This is a genomic window from Lacibacter sp. MH-610 (assembly GCF_045780045.1).
In the GTDB taxonomy this organism is placed as follows: domain Bacteria; phylum Bacteroidota; class Bacteroidia; order Chitinophagales; family Chitinophagaceae; genus Lacibacter.
In genome coordinates this window covers 2,188,091-2,210,584 of the sequence record NZ_CP116002.1, presented here as the reverse complement: position 1 = coordinate 2,210,584, position 22,494 = coordinate 2,188,091, and the positions used below count along the sequence as shown (strand labels likewise).

Annotated in this window: 19 protein-coding genes; 7 read left to right on the top strand and 12 right to left on the bottom strand. The window is 41.2% G+C overall.

Going from position 1 to position 22,494, the window contains the following annotated elements; all coding sequences use genetic code 11:
* Nucleotides 1-25: 25 nt before the first annotated feature.
* Nucleotides 26-535 carry a DUF2911 domain-containing protein gene (locus PDL71_RS10130; protein ID WP_407520581.1) on the bottom strand — a complete coding sequence of 170 codons (510 nt, stop codon included), beginning with the start codon at nucleotides 533-535 and terminating at the stop codon, nucleotides 26-28.
* Between the two features lie 192 nt (nucleotides 536-727).
* Here PDL71_RS10130 and PDL71_RS10125 point away from each other — a divergent pair, with 192 nt between their 5' ends.
* Together PDL71_RS10125 and PDL71_RS10120 are read left to right on the top strand one after the other, a co-directional pair.
* On the top strand, nucleotides 728-1,084 hold the full coding sequence (locus tag PDL71_RS10125) for a BlaI/MecI/CopY family transcriptional regulator (protein ID WP_407520579.1): 357 nt from the start codon (nucleotides 728-730) through the stop codon (nucleotides 1,082-1,084).
* 9 nt (nucleotides 1,085-1,093) lie between these two features.
* Nucleotides 1,094-3,109, top strand: coding sequence for a TonB-dependent receptor plug domain-containing protein (locus tag PDL71_RS10120; RefSeq protein WP_407520577.1), 2,016 nt, complete (start codon nucleotides 1,094-1,096; stop codon nucleotides 3,107-3,109).
* A 138-nt stretch (nucleotides 3,110-3,247) separates the two neighbouring features.
* Here the strand turns inward: PDL71_RS10120 and PDL71_RS10115 are convergent, their stop codons facing one another.
* A complete protein-coding gene (locus tag PDL71_RS10115) occupies nucleotides 3,248-5,815 on the bottom strand; it encodes a WD40/YVTN/BNR-like repeat-containing protein (protein ID WP_407520575.1) in 2,568 nt (855 codons plus the stop codon).
* A gap of 27 nt (nucleotides 5,816-5,842) precedes the next feature.
* Here PDL71_RS10115 and PDL71_RS10110 point away from each other — a divergent pair, with 27 nt between their 5' ends.
* A complete protein-coding gene (locus PDL71_RS10110; protein WP_407520573.1) occupies nucleotides 5,843-6,562 on the top strand; it encodes a hypothetical protein in 720 nt (239 codons plus the stop codon).
* An 11-nt stretch (nucleotides 6,563-6,573) separates the two neighbouring features.
* On the opposite strand, the gene PDL71_RS10105 is transcribed toward PDL71_RS10110, so the two are convergent.
* The 5 genes from PDL71_RS10105 to PDL71_RS10085 all read right to left on the bottom strand — a co-directional run bounded on the left by PDL71_RS10105 (nucleotide 6,574) and on the right by PDL71_RS10085 (nucleotide 10,007).
* Nucleotides 6,574-7,293, bottom strand: a complete 720-nt coding sequence (locus PDL71_RS10105; RefSeq protein WP_407520571.1) for a pyridoxine 5'-phosphate synthase — start codon at nucleotides 7,291-7,293, stop codon at nucleotides 6,574-6,576.
* Between the two features lie 99 nt (nucleotides 7,294-7,392).
* On the bottom strand, nucleotides 7,393-7,800 hold the full coding sequence (locus PDL71_RS10100; RefSeq protein WP_407520569.1) for an SET domain-containing protein: 408 nt from the start codon (nucleotides 7,798-7,800) through the stop codon (nucleotides 7,393-7,395).
* A gap of 69 nt (nucleotides 7,801-7,869) precedes the next feature.
* A complete protein-coding gene (locus PDL71_RS10095) occupies nucleotides 7,870-8,598 on the bottom strand; it encodes a DUF3307 domain-containing protein (RefSeq protein ID WP_407520567.1) in 729 nt (242 codons plus the stop codon).
* 7 nt (nucleotides 8,599-8,605) lie between these two features.
* The gene (locus PDL71_RS10090) at nucleotides 8,606-9,220 is read right to left on the bottom strand and encodes a hypothetical protein (protein WP_407520565.1); all 615 of its coding nucleotides are present in this window, start codon (nucleotides 9,218-9,220) and stop codon (nucleotides 8,606-8,608) included.
* A 103-nt stretch (nucleotides 9,221-9,323) separates the two neighbouring features.
* A complete protein-coding gene (locus PDL71_RS10085; protein ID WP_407520563.1) occupies nucleotides 9,324-10,007 on the bottom strand; it encodes a DUF2452 domain-containing protein in 684 nt (227 codons plus the stop codon).
* Nucleotides 10,008-10,207: 200 nt separating this feature from the next.
* On the opposite strand from PDL71_RS10085, the gene PDL71_RS10080 reads away from it, so the two are divergent.
* Entirely contained in the window at nucleotides 10,208-12,043 is a 1,836-nt protein-coding gene (locus PDL71_RS10080; protein ID WP_407520561.1) for a UbiD family decarboxylase, read from the top strand.
* Here the strand turns inward: PDL71_RS10080 and PDL71_RS10075 are convergent, their stop codons facing one another.
* The 5 genes from PDL71_RS10075 to PDL71_RS10055 all read right to left on the bottom strand — a co-directional run bounded on the left by PDL71_RS10075 (nucleotide 12,044) and on the right by PDL71_RS10055 (nucleotide 16,489).
* Nucleotides 12,044-13,171 (bottom strand): redoxin domain-containing protein, encoded by a 1,128-nt coding sequence (locus tag PDL71_RS10075; RefSeq protein WP_407520559.1) that lies wholly within the window; start codon nucleotides 13,169-13,171, stop codon nucleotides 12,044-12,046.
* 8 nt (nucleotides 13,172-13,179) lie between these two features.
* A complete protein-coding gene (locus tag PDL71_RS10070) occupies nucleotides 13,180-14,262 on the bottom strand; it encodes a redoxin domain-containing protein (protein ID WP_407520557.1) in 1,083 nt (360 codons plus the stop codon).
* 1 nt (nucleotide 14,263) lies between these two features.
* Nucleotides 14,264-14,860, bottom strand: coding sequence for a bifunctional phosphoribosyl-AMP cyclohydrolase/phosphoribosyl-ATP diphosphatase HisIE (gene hisIE, locus PDL71_RS10065; RefSeq protein WP_407520555.1), 597 nt, complete (start codon nucleotides 14,858-14,860; stop codon nucleotides 14,264-14,266).
* A gap of 147 nt (nucleotides 14,861-15,007) precedes the next feature.
* Nucleotides 15,008-15,766: an imidazole glycerol phosphate synthase subunit HisF gene (gene hisF, locus PDL71_RS10060; protein WP_407520553.1), complete on the bottom strand. Its 759-nt coding sequence runs from the start codon at nucleotides 15,764-15,766 to the stop codon at nucleotides 15,008-15,010.
* Nucleotides 15,767-15,811: 45 nt separating this feature from the next.
* Complete coding sequence (locus PDL71_RS10055; protein WP_407520550.1) at nucleotides 15,812-16,489, bottom strand: C40 family peptidase; 678 nt, start codon at nucleotides 16,487-16,489, stop codon at nucleotides 15,812-15,814.
* A gap of 223 nt (nucleotides 16,490-16,712) precedes the next feature.
* Between PDL71_RS10055 and dnaE the strand changes: the two genes are divergently transcribed.
* The 3 genes from dnaE to PDL71_RS10040 all read left to right on the top strand — a co-directional run bounded on the left by dnaE (nucleotide 16,713) and on the right by PDL71_RS10040 (nucleotide 22,481).
* A complete protein-coding gene (gene dnaE, locus PDL71_RS10050) occupies nucleotides 16,713-20,345 on the top strand; it encodes a DNA polymerase III subunit alpha (protein ID WP_407520548.1) in 3,633 nt (1,210 codons plus the stop codon).
* A 48-nt stretch (nucleotides 20,346-20,393) separates the two neighbouring features.
* Complete coding sequence (locus tag PDL71_RS10045) at nucleotides 20,394-21,173, top strand: hypothetical protein (protein WP_407520546.1); 780 nt, start codon at nucleotides 20,394-20,396, stop codon at nucleotides 21,171-21,173.
* 72 nt (nucleotides 21,174-21,245) lie between these two features.
* Nucleotides 21,246-22,481: a DUF418 domain-containing protein gene (locus tag PDL71_RS10040; protein WP_407520544.1), complete on the top strand. Its 1,236-nt coding sequence runs from the start codon at nucleotides 21,246-21,248 to the stop codon at nucleotides 22,479-22,481.
* Nucleotides 22,482-22,494: the final 13 nt, after the last annotated feature.

Here is a 22,494-nt window from a genome sequence, read left to right as displayed (position 1 = left end):
AGTAAATTCAAGAAGAAGTTTAAAGTTACTGTGCTACTTTAAAAGCCACTTTTACTTTTTCCCATGCAATGGAAACAGCATTTCTGCCTCCTTCAATCTTTAATTGTTCCTGCATATCACCGGCAGCGGGCTTCACTTTAACACGCAATACATCATCTCCCTCTTTATAGTCATAAGCACCCCACTGCTCTGCTTTTTTATTGAAAATTATCACCCACTCACTCTCACCGGGAATGGTGAACAAACCATATTTTCCTTTTGGTAATGTTTGTCCTTCCACTTTAATATCTGCATCGGTTTCAAAAGTAGTGGCTTCATTGGCACCGGTGCGCCATACCTGTCCATAAGGAACCAGCTTGCCCCATACTTCACGGCCTTTTACAGAAGGAGCGCCGTAATTGATTTTTACATTCGCAGATCCCACTTTAAACTCACTGCTCATGGGCGGTGAAGGACGTTTGCTCTTATCCTGTGCACAGGCTGAAATGGTAAATACAGCAATAAACAACGGTACTAATCCAAGTAACTTTTTCATATTCATAGTTTTTAGTTGATAAATGTAAATGAAATAACAGGTGAAAAGGATGATTGTATTGAGATTTAGATGAAAGGTAGAAGTATTCCATGAACTGCCGGTTGCGTGGGTTGAAAAAATGCGTTAACAAATTATTTTGAAAATAAATTTGGCACATTACGAAACTATCGTAGCTTTACGAAAATTTCGTAGATGGAAAAATTAACCAAGCAGGAAGAAGAAGCCATGCTGGCCGTTTGGAAAACCGGCGAAGCCAATGTAAAAAGTTTTCTTGAGAATATGACTGAGCCAAGACCTCCCTACACCACACTGGCCAGTACCATTAAAAACCTGGAGAAGAAAGGATTCCTGGAAAGCCGGCAGGTAGGCAATATGTTTTTTTATAAACCGCTTGTAAAGGAAGCTGATTACAAAAAGAAGTTTATGAACTATGTGGTGAAAGACTATTTTGAAAATTCGTACAAAGAGCTGGTTACTTTTTTTGCCAAAGAAAAAAAGATTACAGCCGACGAGCTGAAAGAAATCATCAACCTTATTGAGAAAAAATAATTGGATGCTATGACTCCCCTCTTCTCTTACTTTTTACAGGGCTCACTGGTTACAGCTATTTTTCTGCTGTTTTACAAATTACTCCTGAGACGGGACACTTTTTTTAAGTGGAGCAGATGGTATTTTGTTGTGGCAGTGCTCTCAAGTTTCCTGTTGCCGTTGATAGATGTTTCAAAATTGTTTGCAGGTACCACCGCAACACCTCCTGTTATTGAATACCTGCCTGATTTAAGCTTTACAACGGTAACAACTGCTCCTGGTGCCTGGGAATTATTCCTGAGCAGTTTACTCTATGCAGGCATTGCAGTAATGACCATTCGTCTGCTTATGCAGATGGCAGCATTGATTGCACTCAGGAAAAATAAACGCATCAGTACCCTGAACACGGTAAAAATTGTGGAACTGAAAGAACAGGTAAATCCTTTTTCTTTCTTCAATGAAATTTATGTAAACCCACAGTTGCACAGCGAGGCTGAACTGGAAGAGATCATCCGTCATGAACAGTTTCATATAGAGCAAAAACATACCGTTGATATTTTGCTGGGCGAAGTACTGACGATTGTTTTCTGGTTCAATCCCTTTGCCTGGCTGCTGAAGAATGAACTGAAGCAAAACCTTGAATTCCTCACCGATAAGTTAGTACTGGAAACGGGTATTGATGCCAAACATTACCAGTACAACCTTTTAAAAGTATCCGGATTACAAAACAATATAGCTGCAGCGAATCACTTTCATTTTTTAAAACTGAAAAACAGAATTATTATGATGAACAAAAAACAAACAAATCCTTATCATGCTGTAAAGTTTCTGTTACTGGTGCCGGTAGTAGCCCTGCTGCTGATGGCATTTACAGAACGGAAACAGTTACTGCAAAGTTTTAACGAAGTGGTGCTGCACGATACGGTGCCGCCACCACCTGCACCACCCGCCGTTGTAACTACGAATGAACTGAAAGTTGTGAACATCAAGCAAATGGATGTAACAAATAAAGGCGGCGCAAAAACGGTGACGATTACGCTTAAGAATGGTCAAAAAGAAACCTTTGATTTAAACAAAGAAGAGGATGTAAAACGATTTGAACAGAAGTACGGCAAAATAAAAGAAGCTTTGGCATTACCTAACCCTCCTGCACCTCCTGCTACTGTTCAGGGAGCAACCGCACCAACCGCAGTTGTAACACCTGATCCGCCAGCAACACCTGATAAGTCATTTGCTCCAATAGCCATAGCCATTGAAGACCGGCAGGAAGTACCGATTAATACAAAAGGATATTACCTGAGCATTGCAGATGATAATGGTGAATGTGTTGTAATTGTAAAAGACAAGAAGAAAAAGATTGTTGAAGCAGTAAAACTTACTGACTGGGATGCCGCCAAATCTGTTTATGAAAAAAAGTATGGAGCCATTCCACCGGTAAACTCTAAGGTTACTGCAACAAGTCCTGCAACGGCTTCAACAAGTCAGGGCCAGGGTGTTACCTATGCTACAGGTACAATCACTTATAAACCATCAACAACAGGCCAACCCTTATCGGAAAAAAATACCGGTCAACTTACAAATGCACTTGTTATTGTTGATGGAGTAAAGCAGAAGAAAGGATTTTTTAATCTCAATTCAATTGATCCGAATACCATTGAGTCAATTAACATACTTAAAAACCAATCTGCAACTGCCATTTACGGGGATGAAGGAAAAGATGGTGTGGTTATGATCAAAACTAAAAACAAAACCGTAACTACAGCAACCGGAAGCGGCACTAAAAATACGCTCTCTACTTCAGGTGTAGCAGTTACAATTACGGACGATCAACCAACTGCAAACGGAAAAGGCAATTTAAAAATTAACACATCAGGCGAAGAAAACCTGCTATATGTGGTAGATGGAAAAATTCTTTCAAAGGAAGAAATAAACAAAATAGACCCATCTACCTTTGAAAGCGTAAGTATTTTAAAAGGGGATAAGGCAACTGCTGAATTTGGCGAGAAAGGAAAAAACGGTGTTGTAAAAATCATTTTAAAGAAATAAGAATGAAATAACCAAAACCTTATTCATAACAAAAGCCGTCCCGCTAATGCAGGACGGCTTTTGATTTTATTCCAAACCATTAAAAGAAATCTTATTTGGTATCTCTTACTTCCTACTTCTTACCTCTTCTTTTACCTCCTACTTCACCTCACCTTTTTTCTTTTCAAGATAGGTTTTATCCATCGCCAATTTTTGTACTTCATTCAACGAAGCGATGTAAATACTTCTGCCATGCGTTCCCAGTACAATTTCGTTGTCACGCTCCTGGATGGCAATGTCATGAATCGGAACTCTGGGCAACGCTGCATTCCAAGCCATGGAACTTGCACCACCATCTAATGAAACATACAAACCATTATCGGTACCGATGTATAATACATTTTCAGCTTTGGGATCTTCACGAATCACATTCACCGGTTCTGCCGGTAAATCCAGACAAATCTGTTTCCATGTTGTACCATAATCATCACTAACAAATACATAAGCATTGAAATGATCATTACGGTAACCGTTCAATGTTACATACACTCTGCTTTCTTTGTATTTGGAGGCCACTACCCTGCTCACATACAAACCCTGCAGTTGCTTAGGAAGTTTCGGGTGAAGAGCCGTCCAGCTATAACCGCCATCCTTGCTCACATTTATAAAACCATCATCACTCCCGGTATAAATCAAACCAAAACGCAGCGGTGATTCACTCATGGTGGTTAATGTTCCAAAAGGCACATTCCCTTCTTTTCGTCCGCCTGTTAAATCAGTGCTGAGGTTTTGCATGCCTTCACCTTTGTTCATACTCCTGGCAAAACGATTGCTGCCATAATAAAAAATATCCTGGTTGTGTTTGGAGAGAAGTATGGGTGTTTGCCAATTGAAACGCAAAGGCTTTTCGCCTAATTCATGTACAGGACGCACCGTAACCCGTTGTTGGTTTTGTCCTTTTGTTCTGTCTAAACGTTGATAAAAACCAAACTGGCTGCCACTATAAACTGTAGCATTGTCTCTTGTGTCCACCTGCGCCTGCATACCATCACCGCCATTCATTACTTTGAACCCGTATTCACCATTGTCCACCCAGTCAATACTTTCACGGTTATTGGATGGTCCCCACCAGCTTCCATTATCCTGTAAACCTCCGTACACATTATACGGCTTGGCATTATCAACAGTAATGGCATAATACTGCCCCACAGCCGGTGTATTTGCTTTAAACCAGTTCTCACCATCATCATATGAAATATTAGTACCGCCATCATTACCATTGATAATATGACTGTCTTTTTTAGGATTCACCCACAATGCATGATGATCTGCATGCACATTTCCTTTATCAATATTTTTGAAATTCTTACCGCCGTCTGTACTCAACATGGCATTAAAACCGAGAATAAATACTTTATCCGGATTGGTGTACGATGTATAAATCTTAGCGAAGTAATATCCATAGGTATTAAATGTGGGAATAAATTTTTCATGTGTTTTTCTCCATGTTTTTCCCGCATCATCACTCCGGTATACTTCGCAACCTTTGATGCCGCTGTTACTGAAACCATCATCCCCGGCATCAAAATAATCCCATAAGGCCACGGGTTGTATTTTATCATTCTTCACCATTTCTTTTACTGAAGCCGCTGTGTACTTTGCAGGAAAACGCTGACGACGCATAAAACTATCCAGCTTTTTATCATCCAGTGCAAGGAAGGTTTCCTTACTCATGGTTTTAAAGTTTTTCAGTTGAATGGTGGTATCAACCGGTGCACGACGTGCTGTATCAGGTCTTGGCTCATTGTTGTCGATGATAGCATAAACAATATTTGGATTTTGCGGAAATACACACAAACCGATCCGGCCCAGTTTCTTTCCTTCTGCAAATCCACTGCCCTGGCCGCTTATTAAATTCCAGGTGTTACCGCCATCTGTACTTTTATAAATACCGGTGGTGGGTCCGCTTTCTTCAAACTTCCAGGCACGGCGGGTTTTATACCAAACAGCAGCATACAATTCCATAGGGTTGTTAGGATTCATATCCATTTCAACTGCACCGGTATTTTCATCCACAAACAAGGTTTGCTTCCATGTTTTACCGCCATCGGTTGTTTTAAACACTCCACGCTCTTTATTGGGACTGTATAAATGACCCAATGCCGCCACCCATGCGGTGTTAGGATCAGTAAGGTGCAATTGTATTTTACCGATATGATGACTTTCAGGCAAGCCCACATATTCCCATGTTTTGCCATTGTCGCTGCTCTTATACACACCATTACCGGCATAGGAAGAACGGCTGCTGTTTACTTCACCAGTTCCTACCCAGATTATTCTGGCGCCATACCATTTTACAGCAATATCACCAATGGTAATCACATCTTCATTGTCAAAAATGGGTGTGAACGATTGCCCGTTGTTTTTGGTGTGCCATAAACCGCCGGTAGCATAGGCCACATAAAATTCAGTAGGATCTTCAGGGTTGGCTTCAATATCCACCACACGACCGCTCATAATACTGGGGCCAATATTGCGGAACTTTACATCCTTTAAAAGTGACTTTTTTTCAAGGTCTTTGCGAATCGTTAATCCTTTCGCTCTTTCTTCGGCCGTTGTTGGCTTGATTTGTGCAGTTGCAACGGTAATCTGTAAACTCAGAAATAAAACGGCTGTAACTTTGAAGAGGCAATTTTTAATGCCCGCCGTCGTTGTAAATGTGTGCATGTGGTTTGGTTTAAATTTTCTCATGTTATGATTTCAAACTTACGAATCCTGCTGATATGCCTTGTTGCCGCTATCCTGTTTTGGATGAACGGCGCCGCACAATGTAAAGAATATATCATTGGGGTGAAGGGTGATACACTCAATTGCAAAGATCAGAAAGGATGGAAACAGGGACGCTGGGTAATCCGTGTGGAAGAGATACGGGGCGAACCAGGATATGAAGAGGAAGGTGAATATAAAGATGATAAGAAAATCGGCCCCTGGCGTGTGTTTACCTTACAGGGTGATCTGATTGGCATTGAAAACTACCGTTGGGGTCATAAGCATGGGCCGCAGCAATATTTTAGTACCATGGGTGATTTGGTGAAAGAAGAAAGCTGGCTGGCACAGAATCCTGATAAACCTACGGAAACAGTGGAAGTGTTTGACATCAACGATCCCAAGAAAGTATATTTGGTGGAAGTAAAACTGGAAGCATCAACGGTACCGCATGGCATCTGGAAAGTATTTGAACCCGGCTCCGGCAAAGTATTACAGAAACAGAATTTCATTTTCGGAAAACTGGACGATGGCACCGGCACTGCTAATGGTGTAATTAAAAAAGAAGGTGATGCTGATGGCACTACGGTAGTGGAAAAGAAAGAAGAGAAGAAAGACAAACCCAAACCCAAAGAAGTAGCTGAATACGAAAAAAAGAACAGTAGTAAGAAAAAGATAAAAGTGAGGACGGGTGAAACAGGCGGGTAACTTCAAAACAATTACACCACCAACGCCCTCTTATACAACTGCACCACATTTTCAAATCCCAGGTACAAAGCATCGCAAACCAATGCATGACCAATGCTTACTTCATCAATCCATGGAATGGTTTTGATAAGATAGTTTAGGTTCTGCAGATCCAGGTCATGCCCGGCATTGATACCCAGACCAAACGAACGGGCACGGGTGGCAGCTACGAGGTAAGACTGTACAGCTTCTCTGGGGTCAATTAAATACTGTTTCGCATATCGCTCTGTGTATAGTTCAATACGATCAGTACCTACTTCAGCAGCACCTTCAATCATCCGCATTTCCGGATCCACAAAAATAGAGGTACGGATACCGGCTGCTTTAAACATGCCGATCATTTCAGTAAGATAATTTTTGTATTTAATAGTATTCCATCCATGATCGCTGGTGAGTTGTCCGGTGGTATCGGGCACCAGGGTTACCTGCTGTGGTTTTACTTCCAGCACCAGGTCAATAAATGATTGCTCCCGGCAATTACCCTCTATATTAAATTCAGTAGTAATGATCTGTTTGATCTGACGCACATCCTCATAACGGATATGACGTTCATCCGGTCTTGGATGAACCGTTACACCATCGGCACCAAAACGCTGTGCATCAATAGCAGCTTGCAACACATCCGGCCGGTTACCCCCACGGCTGTTACGCAGCGTGGCAAATTTGTTGATATTAACGGAGAGCTTGGTCATAGTTCAAAGTTAAGAAGTTTCAACACGGAGCAAAGAGACACAAAGTAACACAAAGAAATTTCCTCAATGAACTCTTGACCTCCTGCCTCAGTGTTGAAATTAAATAAACCCTCTGCAATTCTTGGCACCACACCTGCAGGGCAACTTACCGTCATGATGTGTTTCACCATAATCGGCTGTTAACTCCTCTCCTTTTTTAATGGCACGCTTGCTGTAAAATTCCACTTTGCCATAAGCTCTTCGCAGGTAAGTATTGGCATCGCAGGAATGATTGATATAGGAAAGCTCATTACGGTTTACACTGGCATCAAGGGCAATGGGTTCATGGTCAAATTCCACCATCAGCAAAGCAGCACCGGGTTGTTGTTTTACTCTTCGCCGGGCCTCCCGGAAGCTGATGATTTCTCCTGACATGTTGCCCAGTTTTTTCCGTGCCGGTATCCGCTCTTTGGCAAAAGCTCCTTTACCGGCAATCCCGCTTTTTTTTACTTCAATGAGATAATTCATATTTAAATTCATTTATAGTACCACGGTACTATATTTCTGGATTATAGTATCAGGGTACTATACGCCTGTTCAGATAAATCGTAATAATAATCCGGATAAAATGCCGGTTATAAAACTCATCAATGTCCCTATCAATACATACTCGGTTTGCTTTTGCGAATGTTCGCCTTTTAAATCATTAAACCTTAAAATAGATTTTGCTGCAATAAGAATACCTACACCTTCATAGCGACCTGTTGCAATACAGGCAAGAATGATACAACGTTCCAGCATACCAATCCACTTTCCTGCATCTTTTAAACTTTCTGTAATTATGGGAGCATTCACTTCTATTAACTGCCTGCGCCAGTTTTGAGTAGCGAGTTGTATTAAGAAGGCCGCAGGAAAAATATTGAACAGCACCACGACAGCAATTAACCAGTTTTGATAATTGCTCCATGAACCTTTTGTAAAATTCCACACCGCAGTCCATTCCTGCTGCATGCTGAAGAAACAGATACCTAATACCAGTAAATGCAAAATTTGATCCACCAGGAAATAAACAAGCGTGTCCGGTCTTTTTACCTTCCATGCATCAATCAGAATATGTGTACTACCAACAACCGGCAATAACCACCACCATTGCATACTTCCGGTAAAGGCCCACACAGCAGCGCCATGCAGCAATCCATGCAGGTACAGGTATCCGCTGGCAAAACCCTTTGCCTTTTTATGTTCAATCCATTTTCTTGGCTGCAACGGAAAATCCAGCAGAAAATGTGCTGTAATCCATTGCAGTATCAGGAAAAGATGTTCCATGTAAAAGTTATTGCTGAATTTGTTGAAAACGATTCACCACTGATTGAATGATTACCCAACCGCCTGCCTTTAGCCGCTGGTGAACAGAAGGCTGTTTAATACGAAGCGCTTTGGCTACTTCCAGTTGTGTTTTATTCTGCAACATTAATGCCATGGCTACGGCTTGTGGTGCTGTGGTACGTTGCAACACATAGTTCAGCACAATATTATGTACCGTCCATTCATGATTGAGCGCTTCGGTTTCAAACGCAACAGCTATACGGTTATCAGTATTCTTAATGGCATCGAGACAACGACCTGAAAGCTGAAATGCTTTTCCATCCGATGTAGCCAGGGTTTTCGTTATCAGCGAAATCGACCCCACACCAAAGCCGGTACGCATGTCAAATCCTTCTTTCAGCAACATCATGTGCATCCACAAACATTGACGCAGCGCTTCGTTTGCATTTTTTTTCCAAAGCAGTTGAATACTGTCGCCCCTGCTTATTTCATACACCAGGTCTTTTGATTCCTGCTTCAGCACCTGCATACATTTTTCAACAATAGCCAGCAGCTTTCTGCGCTTCGCAGCGGTAAGCTTTGAAGAGTTTACAATATCTAAAGAAGCAACGCAGGGGCTCATAATTCAAATATAGGCTTTAAATACTATAATGGCAAAATATAGTACCAAGATACTATAATACCACAATATAGTACTACAGGCCTATAATAGCTGAACCGCTGTTTTATACTTCCATCCAGGTATGATCTGCCAGTAATTTAGCGGAAGCAATAAATTGTTTGAAGGGCCCGTTTCCACCCCACTCTTTCGGGCTTACCATGGATAAGATATAACTGTCATCCTTATTCTGGTACAAATGATATACATGACCGATGATGGGTCGAAAGTTGAGTTTGGCATCATAGATCATCATGGACATTTCCTTGCGTTTTACAATTTCCTGTGCCTGGCGTGCCAGCAACTCAATCTGCTCTCTGATCTGATCAAGCTGCATATCGGTTTGTTCTTCCATAGCCTGTAATGCCTGGTGACGGATAACGTCTTCTTTGGTAGGCCTGATCACCACACCTCCGATACTGGATGCGTAAGGCAATACACTCATTTGCTTGTGATAAATTTCTATATTCCTGAACCGTTTGCCTTCCGGCGAAATACCTTCCTGTGTAATTTTCAAATAGCCGTTGGGCATTATTTCATGAACAGCTTTCAGTTTTGTTTGTCCATACGTAAGGAATTCAATCATCATGGTTGATGAATTGGAAATTTCACAACGTAGCTGGTGTGCCACTTCTTTATTTTCAAACTCATGCAGTTCGCCATCGGGTACAAATTCATAAGAAGAATAAAAAGCTTCGTTGAGATGGGTTACCCAATTCACACTCATGCTGAGTTTGGTTCCGCTTTTCACCGATTCAATTTTACAATTCCCGCTTTTGGGTGTTTGCCCTTGTTCGTAACTGCATTTTTCAGGAAACAACTGCCACGCTGCTAAAAAATTATATGCCTGTACCATTTTGTTGGAACGAATATGCGAAGTTATCTGGTTTACGCATCATACAACATGTAAAGGCGCTGATTGTTTTGTACCTTGCAACATCTTTACAAATTATGGCATACAGTTCCTTAGAAGCATGTTTACTGGATTTAGAAAAGAACGGGCAGCTTGTTCGTATTAAAGAAGAAGTAGATCCTTACCTGGAAATGGCAGCTATTCATTTGCGTGTATATGAAGCCAAAGGCCCGGCTTTGTTATTTGAACGTGTAAAAGGAACCAACTACCGTGCTGCTTCGAATATCTTCGGCACATTGGAACGAAGCAAATGGATGTTCAGGGATACGTTTGCATTGGTACAGAAACTGATTGAACTGAAAGAAGACCCCATCAAAGCCATTAAACATCCGTTTCAGAATTTGAATACAGGATTAGCAGCATTAAAAGCCTTACCTAAAAAAAGCTCATCACATTCATTTGAAGAAATAAAGATTGCTGATTTACCATTGATCCATCACTGGCCGATGGATGGCGGTGCATTTATAACATTACCCCAAGTATATACTGAGGATGTGGAGAAACCGGGTATTATGAAATCAAACCTTGGCATGTACCGTATTCAGCTTACCGGTAATGAGTATGAACTGAATAAAGAAATCGGTTTGCATTATCAATTACACCGGGGTATTGGTGTACACCAAACAAAAGCTAACGCCAAAGGTCAACCGCTGAAAGTAAGCTGTTTTGTAGGTGGCCCACCCTCACACACCTTAAGCGCTGTAATGCCTTTACCGGAAGGGATCAGTGAAATGACTTTTGCAGGTGTACTGGGAGGAAGAAGATTCCGGTACAGTTATGATGCTTTAGGTAATGCATTGAGCAATGATGCTGATTTTATAATTACAGGCGAAGTGTATCCTCATCAAAACAAACCCGAAGGACCTTTTGGCGATCATCTTGGCTATTACAGCCTCACACATCCTTTTCCTTTAATGAAGGTGAACAAAGTGTATGCAAAGAAGAATGCCATCTGGCCGTTTACTGTTGTGGGTCGCCCACCACAGGAAGACACAAGTTTTGGTGAATTGATTCATGAATTAACCGGCAAAGCTATTCAACAGGAAATACCGGGTTTAAAAGAAGTAAATGCCGTTGATGCAGCAGGTGTGCATCCACTGCTCCTGGCAATCGGCAGTGAACGATATACACCTTTCATGCCTGCCAAACAACCTGCGGAATTATTAACCATCGCTAATCATGTGTTGGGAACAGGGCAATTGAGTCTGGCAAAATTTTTATTCATTACTGCTGATGATACCAATCAACTGCATACACATAATGTACAGGAGTTTTTAGAATACATATTTGAACGAATTGATTTAAGCAGAGATTTACATTTTCATACAAACACTACGATTGACACATTAGACTATTCAGGTACAGGATTGAACAGCGGCAGTAAATTAGTTTTAGCTGCTTATGGAGAAGTAAGGCGTGAATTGTGCAGAGAAGTACCGCAGGCATTAAAAGAGTTGAACGGTTTTGAAAATGAACAGTTATGTATGCCGGGTGTAATTGCCTTACAAACCAAGAAGTTTGCAAACTATAAAGATGCAGCAACTGAAATGGAGCAATTGAATCATCAATTATCAAGTAACAATGATCCATTAAACTCTGTTGCTCAAATCATCATTTGTGATGACGCATCTTTCACTGCTGCTAATCTCCGCAATTATTTATGGGTGAGTTACACAAGAGTTAACCCAAGCCATGACGTGTATGGCATTAACTCCTTTACAGAATATAAACATTGGGGATGCCACGGACCTGTTGTGTTTGATGCACGATTAAAACCACATCATGCCCCACCGGTGGAGGAAGACCCGGAAGTAGAAAAGAAGATAGACCGGTTGTTTGATAAAGGTGGAAGTTTATATGGAGTGCTGAAGTAATTACTTAAACAACTCGCTCAGCTTTTTCTCCAGGTCTTCACCTCTTAAATTTCTTGCAACAATGATTCCGTTAGGATCAACCAAAAAATTAAAAGGTATTCCTGAAATGCCAAATAAAGAAGCGGCGGCATTTTCCCAGCCTTTTAAATCGCCTGCCTGGGGCCAGGTATAACCATCATCTTTCACCGCTTTGAGCCATTTATCTTTTTTATCATCAAGGCTCACACTGAATATTTCAAAGCCTTTGGGTTTGTATTGCTCATAAGCTTTTACCAGGTTCGGACTTTCTGCACGGCAGGGACCGCACCAGCTAGCCCAGAAATCAACCAGCACATATTTGCCTTTAAAAGAAGCTAGTGAAATATTGGTTCCTTCCGGTGAAGGCTGTGTAAAATCAGGAGCTGCCACTCCAACCATGCTCTTCTTACCCACTTCAATTAATGAGGCCAGTTCTTTACCGGTATTACTGTTTTGCAACTCGGCAGCAAGCAATTGAAACATCGGCCCGGCTTTGGCTGCATCCATATCCATACCAAGCACCTGCTTTACAAAAAACAGGGAAACAGGCGAAGCAGGATTCTTTTTTACAAAAGCAAGTTGTGCATCATAGTAAATGGAGCTGAGTGTTTTATACATCTCCATCAGCTTATCAGTAACCGCTGCATTTTTAGCCTGTGCGTAACTGTAATACACCATACCTAACTGGTTATCCAGTGCTGTAATATCTTTTACCTGTTGCGTGTATTTGTAATAATCATTTACAACAGTTGAACCTTTTACTTCTGCATCACTTAAAAATGTTTTTGTGACAATGGTGATGGTTCCGCCATCGAGAAACAAAGAAAGATTGTTGCGGAGGTACTCCATACGATCAAACTTTTTATTGGCAGGAGGATTTGTTTCCTGTAACATGAGCGTGGCAGCCACGGGCTCATCAATGGTTCCTTTAATTGTGAATTTTCCATTCACAACGTTTACTTCTTCGGCAGTGGCACCATTGTTCCAGCTCAACAGGGCTTTAAACTTTTTGGTGGTAACTGGAATCGTTCCGTTAACAACAAAAGACTTTTCCTGTGCTGTAACTGATTGTAACAACAGCACCGATAGAATTACAGCAACAAATTTCATCTTGATTTTTATTTTATGAGTTCAGCAAGTTTGGCATTGAGTTCTTCGCCACGTAAGTCTTTGGCGATGATTTTTCCATCAGGGCCAACCAGAAAATTCCGGGGAATAGCAGAGATACGGTACAAACGAGCCACTTCATTACCCCAGCCTTTTAAATCACTTACATGCGTCCAGGTTAATTTGTCTTTAGAAATAGCCTGCAACCATCTTTGTTTGTCCTGATCCAGGGATACACCAAATACTGTAAAATTTTTATTCTTGTATTTATTATAGGCAGCAACAACATTCGGATTTTCAACACGACAGGGGCCGCACCAGCTGGCCCAGAAATCTACCAGCACATATTTGCCTTTAAAAGATGAAAGGGAAATCATATTGCCATTTACATCTGCCTGGCTAAAATCTACCGCATCTGTGCCAACAGCACCAATTCTTGTTTCTTTTACAATATCACCCACCATTCTTCCATAATAACTTTTCTTGGAAACATCATCCAGCAATTCAAAACGGGTGTACAAAGCTTCAGGCTGCTGGAAAAAACTATAAAGTATATAAAGTAAGAGAGGTGTTACTGCTGATTTATTATTTGCCTGCACATAAGCATCTGCCTTGATGTTGAGTTCATTTACAACATCTGTTACTACCCTGTACAATGAATCCTGTTTGGCAGCCATTGAGGGATCGTTCATCATTCGGCCTAATTGATCCAAACGAAAGAAATAAGGATCAAACTCATTTCTGAATTGAGTAAAAGCATCATGTACTGCCGACCCTTTTACTACTCCATACACCAATGAATCCTTTTGCGCTTGTACCGTTACCGTTAACGGCTCCAGGAAAATGCCCAGGTTTTGTTTGCTGCCAGCATAGGTAAGCACATACAAAGCAGGTTCAGCTATTGTTCCCTTCAATTCAAACTTTCCGTTTTTGGATACAGCTTTTGCAATGGCATCGTTTTGCGGATTGTCAAAATGAAGCGTTATTTCTGTTGCATCAGGCAAACCGTTAATAACACCGTTAATGGTAAAATTCTGCTGGGCCTTGATACCGGCAGATAAGAACAGAAGTATTGCAGCAATAAACGTTTTCATATTATTTGGAATGACGTTGTTGTAATACGTAGGTTACGTCCTGTAAAGTAACATCTTTGGCTCTTAACAAAACGATAAAGTGAAACAGCAGATCAGCGGCTTCATTTAAAAACAATTCTTCGTTATTGTCTTTGGCTTCAATAATTACTTCCGTGGCCTCCTCGCCTACTTTCTGTGCAATTTTATTAATTCCTTTCCCGAATAATTGTTTTACATACGACTTTTCATCAGAACTCTTCCGGCGCAGGTCAATAATATCCTGCAGGTAGTAGAGAAAATCATCTGTATGGTTGCGTTCACTCCAGCACGTATCAGCACCGGTGTGACAAGTGGGTCCTTGCGGTTCCGCTTTAATCAGCAATGTATCATGGTCACAATCCAGCAACACCTGTTTTACCAATAAGAAATTCCCGCTTTCTTCGCCTTTGGTCCAAAGACGTTGTTTACTTCGACTGTAGAAGGTTACTTTTCCGCTGCTTTCAGTTTGTGCTAATGCAGCTTCGTTCATAAAACCCATCATGAGCACTTTGTTGGTCTTAAAATCCTGAATGATTGCAGGAACGAGGCCATCCTGGTATTTTGAATAATCCGGTTTCATGTTTGATTGAGTCACTGATGATGCTGATTAAAATGATATTCACAGATTTTCTTTAATCACCATTCAACAATGCTATGTTTTAATTATTTGATCTTTCTGTTACTATCTTTCAAATCTGTTGTATCTGTGTTTCTATCCAATACAAATTTAATTTCTTACAGCCACTTGTCTTTGCAATAAATAGTTTTTCAATTCCCTTATTTCTATTTCCTTAAAATGAAAAATGCTTGCTGCCAATGCTGCATCTGCATAAGCCTGCTCAAACACATCCGCAAAATGCTCCATGGTTCCGGCACCACCACTGGCAATTACCGGCACGGGCAAGGAAATGGATAAACGTTTGGTAATATCCAGTGCAAAACCCTGCTTGGTACCGTCATTGTTCATACTGGTTAATAAAATTTCACCGGCACCTAAATCAACTCCTTGCTTTGCCCAGTCAAAACAGGTTATGTCCGTTTTCGTACGGCCACCATTCAGGTACACATACCATTCACCATCTTCCTCTTTCTTGGTATCAATTGCTAAAACACAACATTGACTGCCGGCTGCTTTGGCTATATCATTAATCAGTTGAGGGTTGTGAAAAGCGGCTGTATTCACACTCACCTTATCAGCACCACTGTTGAGCAACACATCCAGGTCCTCCACACTCCTTACACCACCGCCCACTGTAAAAGGAATATTCACATGCCGGGCAATGTTTTTAACCAGTTCACTCAGGGTTTTTCTTTTTTCAACGGTAGCTGTAATATCCAGGAACACCAGTTCATCAGCACCCTGTTGTGCATACAAGGCGCCTAACTCTACAGGATCGCCGGCATCACGCAGATCAACAAAGTTGGTTCCTTTCACCGTACGGCCATCTTTGATATCCAGACAGGGAATGATTCGTTTTGTCAACATAAAATAAAAAAGGCTTTTGTACAAAAGCCTCAGCAAAGATAATGATTATGGTCTTGGTAAGATGGATTGTAAAATCCTGCCCGCACCCAGGAATTTTCTTCGCCAGTACTCTTCATTCAAATCGCTGATCATTACACCACCACTGGTAGATGCATGTACAAATTTATTGTTGTGCAGATAAACGCCCACATGTGATACACCACCTCTTGTATTAAAAAACACCAGATCGCCTTCTCTTAATTCCTGCGGTTCTATGGAAGTGCTTACTGATCGTTGCTCCCTTGCAGTTCTTGGCAGTTGCACGGCAAACACACCCAGCATTAATGTTTGCACAAAGGCGCTGCAATCAATTCCTTTCTTGGTTGTGCCTCCCAAACGGTAAGGCGTATTCCACCATTCATCAATCATGTTATAAAGTGAAACATTGGAGATGGCTTCAACAGGCACATTCAACTGAATGGCATATTTAAATTGGTTGATGCTGAACATTTCCAACGGTGCACCAAAACCACCCACCTGTTTTGTAATAAAATCTGGAGACGCTTGTTTATTGTTTTTAGTAGGCACAGGCTCGCCATCAGGTCGTATGGCAATATCTTCAATAAAAGGGGTATTTGTTTTTGCAGCAGGTTGCTTAACAGGTGCAGACTGAAACATATTCTTCAGTCCGGTACAACTGGAGAATACCACTAAAATCAACAAATATGTAAGTCCTCTTAACATTGGTAAAGAATGTGCAAAAGTAATTGTTACGGCCCTAAGAGACAAGGATAGTGCCATATTTGCAGCCTATCAGCCTTATTGATGCCTGTAACAGTTTTGTAAACGCTGAACTTCAATACATAATTGCCTGTTTTAACTGCCAATATTGTGGATTAAATGATATTCTGTATTGACCCACATTCCCCGAAATTTGCGCAAACACACTTAAAGACTTACAGGTTACATGTGCCAATTTTCTCATTTACACGTTCACACACAATATTCATTGCTGGATGGAGCTGCCTCCATCAGTTCTTTATATGATAAAGCAATCAAAGATGATATGCCGGCCCTGGCAATTACTGATCATGGTAATATGTTCGGTGCTTTTCAATTTGTTGCGGAAGCTTACAAACATAAAAAAGAAGATGGCAGCCTGAAAGTAAAACCCATTGTGGGCTGTGAATTTTATTTAACAGAGAACCGCCATATCAAAACCTTCAGCAAAGAACAAAGAGATAATCGTTTTCACCAGGTATTGCTGGCAAAAAACGAAACTGGTTATAAAAATTTAGTAAAGCTTACATCCCTTGGTTTTATTGAAGGTATGTACAGCAAGTATCCACGTATTGACAAAGAATTGATTCATAAATATCACGAAGGTTTGATTGCAACTACCTGCTGTTTGGGGGCTATGGTTCCGCAAATGATCTTAACCAAGGGCGAAGAAGAAGCAGAAAATGAATTCAAATGGTGGCTGAATATTTTTCAGAAAGACTATTATGTAGAAATTCAAAGGCATGGCATGGCAGAACAGGACAAAGTGAATGCCATACTGCTGAAGTTTGCTAAAAAGTATAATGTAAAAGTGATTGCATCTAATGATTCACATTACGTGGATCAAACAGATTTCAATGCCCACGATATTTTACTTTGCATCAACACAGGCGAAAAACAATCAACTCCTGCCCTTCGTGAATTTACCGATGACGACGTAAGTATAAAGAACAAACGCTTTGCATTTCCAAACGACCAGTTCTATTTCAAAACAACTGCGGAAATGAAAAAAGTGTTTGAAGACATCCCTGATGCCATCGATAACACGAATGAAATTGTGGACAAGGTTGATGTACTCAACTTAAAAAAAGATATTCTGCTTCCTGCCTTTCCCATTCCCAAAGAATTTCAGATACACGAAGATGCCAATCTCAACCAATGGGAATACCTTAAACATCTTACCTACAAAGGAGCAAAAGAACGCTATCATGAAATTGAGGAACATGTGCGTGAGCGGATTGATTTTGAACTCTTCACTGTAAAAACAATGGGCTTTGCCGGTTACTTCCTCATTGTAAGTGATTTCATTAAAGCTGGGAGAGAAATGGGAGTGTTTGTAGGTCCGGGCCGTGGCTCTGCTGCAGGAAGTGTGGTGGCTTATTGCATCGGTATCACCAATATTGATCCCATTAAGTACAACCTGCTGTTTGAGCGTTTCTTAAATCCGGATCGTAAGTCAATGCCTGATATTGATACAGACTTTGACGATGATGGTCGCCAGAAAGTAATTGATTATGTAGTGGATAAATATGGCAAAGCACAGGTGGCACAGATTATTACTTATGGTACCATGGCTGCCAAGAGTAGTATTGCAGATGTGGCAAGGGTGATGGATTTACCATTGCCGGAGAGCCGTGCTTTATCAAAACTGGTTCCGGAGCGTCCGGGTGTTTCATTGAAACGTGTTTTACATGCGCCTCTAACAGGTGAAAAAAGTTTGAGTGAAAAAGAAGCCTTAGGACCTGATGAACTCGAATCTGTAAAAAAGATCCGCCAGGTTTATAATGGCGATGATTTACCGGCACGTATTTTACACGAAGCAGAAATCCTGGAAGGATCTGTTCGTAATACAGGCATCCACGCTGCAGGCATCATCATTGCACCTAAAGATTTAACAGATTTGATTCCGGTATGTACTTCAAAAGATTCTGATTTGTGGCTTACACAAATTGAAGGAAGTGTGATTGAAGAAGCCGGGGTTATCAAAATGGACTTCCTGGGTTTGAAAACCCTCAGCATCATTAAGAGTGCACTAGTGCTCATCAAACAAAATCATGATGTAGAAATTGATATTGACGCAATACCATTGGATGATACCAAAACATTTGAACTCTATCAACACGGTGCTACTATCGGTACGTTCCAGTTTGAAAGCGTGGGTATGCAAAAATATTTGCGTGAACTTAAGCCCGATCAGTTTGGCGATTTGATTGCCATGAACGCTCTGTACCGTCCGGGACCGATTGCCTACATTCCCAACTTTATTGACCGGAAGCATGGTAAAGAAGCCATCAGTTACGACTTGCCCGACATGGAAGAATACCTGCAGGAAACATATGGTATTACCGTGTACCAGGAGCAGGTAATGTTGCTGGCGCAAAAACTGGCAGGCTTCAGCAAAGGCGATGCGGATGTATTACGTAAAGCCATGGGTAAAAAGCAAAAAGCCGTGCTGGATAAAATGAAGAAGCAGTTTGTAGATGGCGCAACAGCTAAAGGTCATCCTGCTGATAAGCTTGAAAAAATCTGGACGGATTGGGAGGCCTTTGCACAATATGCCTTCAACAAATCACACTCTACCTGTTATGCGTATGTAGCGTATCAAACAGCTTATCTCAAAGCACACTACCCTGCTGAATATATGAGTGCTGTGTTAAACAACGCAGGCGCTATTGAAAAGATCACCTTCTTTATGGAAGAGTGCAAACGTATGGGCATTAAAGTGCTAGGACCTGATATTAATGAATCACAGATTGGGTTTGCTCCTAACAAAAAAGGTGAAATCCGTTTTGGTTTGGGAGGATTAAAAGGTGTGGGCGAAGCAGCGCTGGAAAGTATTATTGAAGAACGCAACAAACGTGGGCATTTTAAAGATGTGTTTGATTTTATTAAACGCATTAATCAACGCACTGTAAATAAAAAATCATTGGAAAGCCTGGTGTATGGTGGTGCCTTCGATTGCTTCACTGCTTATCACCGTGCACAATATTTTCATGTTATGCCGGGTGATACGGTGAATACATTAGAACGTATCATCAACTTTGGCAACCGATATCAGAATAATATTCAAAGCAACAGTAACACCTTGTTTGGCGAAAGTATGATGATGGAAATTCCTACTCCTAAAATCGCCAATTGTGAAGAATGGACTTTAACCCAAAAATTAGATTTTGAAAAAGAGGTAACGGGCATGTTCATCAGCGGTCATCCGCTGGATCATTTCCGTTTTGAACTCTCGTATTACAAAATCACACCCATTGCAGATTTTAATGAGTTTAAAGAAGCCATTACCCTTCATGCCAATCCGTTTCAGCAGTTTCGGCTGGCCGGTTTGGTAACCACACACAACCAACGGGTGACTAAAACGGGCAAACAGTTTGGCATTTGTACCATTGAAGATTACACAGGCAATACTGAGTTTGCATTATTTGGTGAAGACTTTGTAAAGTTCAAAGATCATTTTACTCCCGGAGCAGTAGTATTTGTAACCGGAACGTTTAAAACACGGTGGAACAAATCAGATGACTTTGAATTTAAAATAAGTTCTGTGTTATTACTGGAAACTGTTAAGCGAACCATGACCCGTCAATTGGTAATTGATGTAGAACCACGTTTCCTGTCAGAAGAGATGGTGCACTTTTTTGAAAAGAACATCAAGAAAAATCCGGGCAAAAGCAGTTTGAAGATCAATCTCTATGAACCGAAAGAAAACTGGAAGATCAGCATCAATACGGTAGAGAAAGGTTTTGAAATGAATGATGATATGGCTGAGTTTTTACTCAACAAACCGGAATTGAATGTGAATGTAGTGGGTGTGTAAAAAATCATATTTTTACGCCGATCTATCTTTAACCCATAAATGCAGTTCATGGCCAAAAGCCCCCATTACTACATCCGTAAATCACACCGCTATCTTGGCGTATTATTAGGTATTCAGTTTTTGTTATGGACCATTGGTGGTTTGTACTTCAGCTGGAGCAATATGGATGAAGTACATGGCGATTTTGAAAAAAAGCATCCGCCCCTGCTTTCTTCCAATGTGCAGTTGGTATCACCATCAGCCATTTTAGATTCCATCAAAGCTATTCACCGGATTGACTCTATTGTTTCCATTCAATTAATTGACATTCTTGGAAAACCGTTTTACCAGGTACGTTGTGTTACCGCATTTAAAAAACAACCGGGCAATACCAATCATGAACAGGATGCGGTACATGCCATGAATCACCTGGCAGATGCAACTACAGGCATCTTACGTGAACCGTTAACCAAAGATGAAGCAGTTGCCGTTGCTGCACAGCATTTCAACGGAACGCCTCAAGTATTAGCCGTTGAACATCTAACCACAGCAGGCAAACATCATGAGTACAGGGAACAACCCTTACCGGCTTATGCTATCACGTTCAAACACCCCAATAACACTACTGTTTATGTTGCCAGTGAATTAGGCACGGTACAGAAATTCAGAAACAAACCCTGGCGCATCTTTGACTTTTTGTGGATGCTGCATACCATGGACTATGAAGGCAGGGATAATTTTGGCAATTTGCTGTTACGTATCTTCTCCATTTTCGGACTGGTAACCGTACTCAGCGGGTTTGTTTTGTTTTTCATCAGCTCTAAGTTCCTTCGCAAGAAAAAAGCATAGCCTCAAAGCTCTTTTCTGCCTTTTGTCAATCTTTCAACAAACAAATTGGCGGAATTTGTTTTTCTTTAAGATATGAAACCTTATCCATCTACCAACCGCATCATTACGGTTGATGCACTTCGGGGGTTTGCACTCCTCGGCATTCTCTTCGCACATTTTATTTTCTGGCATACGGGGGCAGGTCTTCCTCCGGATACTTATTCAAAGTTCAATGACATCGGCAGTCAGATAGCCGGTGCTTTTAATGGCATATTCATCTTCGGTAAATTCTTCACCTTCTTTTCATTCTTATTCGGGCTGAGTTTTTATCTGCAGATGCAAAGCCTGCAACACAAAGAACAAAACTTTGTACTGAGGTATGTATGGCGGCTGCTCATTCTTGGTATCATTGGTCTTATACACCATGTATTGTGGCGGGGCGATATTCTATCCATCTATGTGCCACTTGGTTTTGTTTTGTTGTTTGCAAGAAACCTCAGCAACAAATGGCTGCTCATCATTGCTTTGTTAATATCCTTCAACCTTCCGGCACGTATTATTGAACTGATGCAACTTTTTACATCTGCTACCCCTGCGGCAAATCTCAATGAACCTCCAGAAGGTATGGAAGAAGCAAAGCGTTATTATGAGGTAATTAAAAACGGAACATTCCCGGCGCTCATTGCAGATAACTGGAAAGCACTTGTATCCAAATTTGCTTTTCAATTCAGCAGCGGACGTATTTATATCACCCTCGGCTTCTTTATGCTGGGTGCATATGCCGGCCGTATGAAATGGTTTGAAACTATTGAAGATTCCAAACCCATCATCAAACGCATCTGTAAAACCAGTGGTTTTGCTGCCCTTGCTGTAATTATTATTCCTATTGCATTGTTCATCATCAACAATGCGTTGAAACTCGGATGGGAAAACAACCGGGCTATGACCATGGTGTTCAACTTGCTGGTAGATGCAGCCAATACACTCATGACCCTGTTTTACCTGAGCGGTGTGACCATGCTTATGTACAGGACCCGGTGGCAAAAGATTCTCTACCCAATGGCACCTATCGGCAAAATGGCCTTAACCATGTACTTATCGCAAACATTGTTTGGATTGCTGTTATTCTATCATGTGGGCCTTGGCTGGTTTGAAAAAACTTCACCGGGTATCAACTTCCTGCTGGTATTCCCCGTTTTTACCATTCAGTTGTTATTCTGCCGCTGGTGGTTGCGGCATTTTAACTACGGACCTGTGGAGTGGCTTTGGCGTTCGCTCACATTCGGCAGGTGGTTCCCGCTGAAGAAACAGCAGACTGCCGCTGCCTGATTGGCAAGCATGT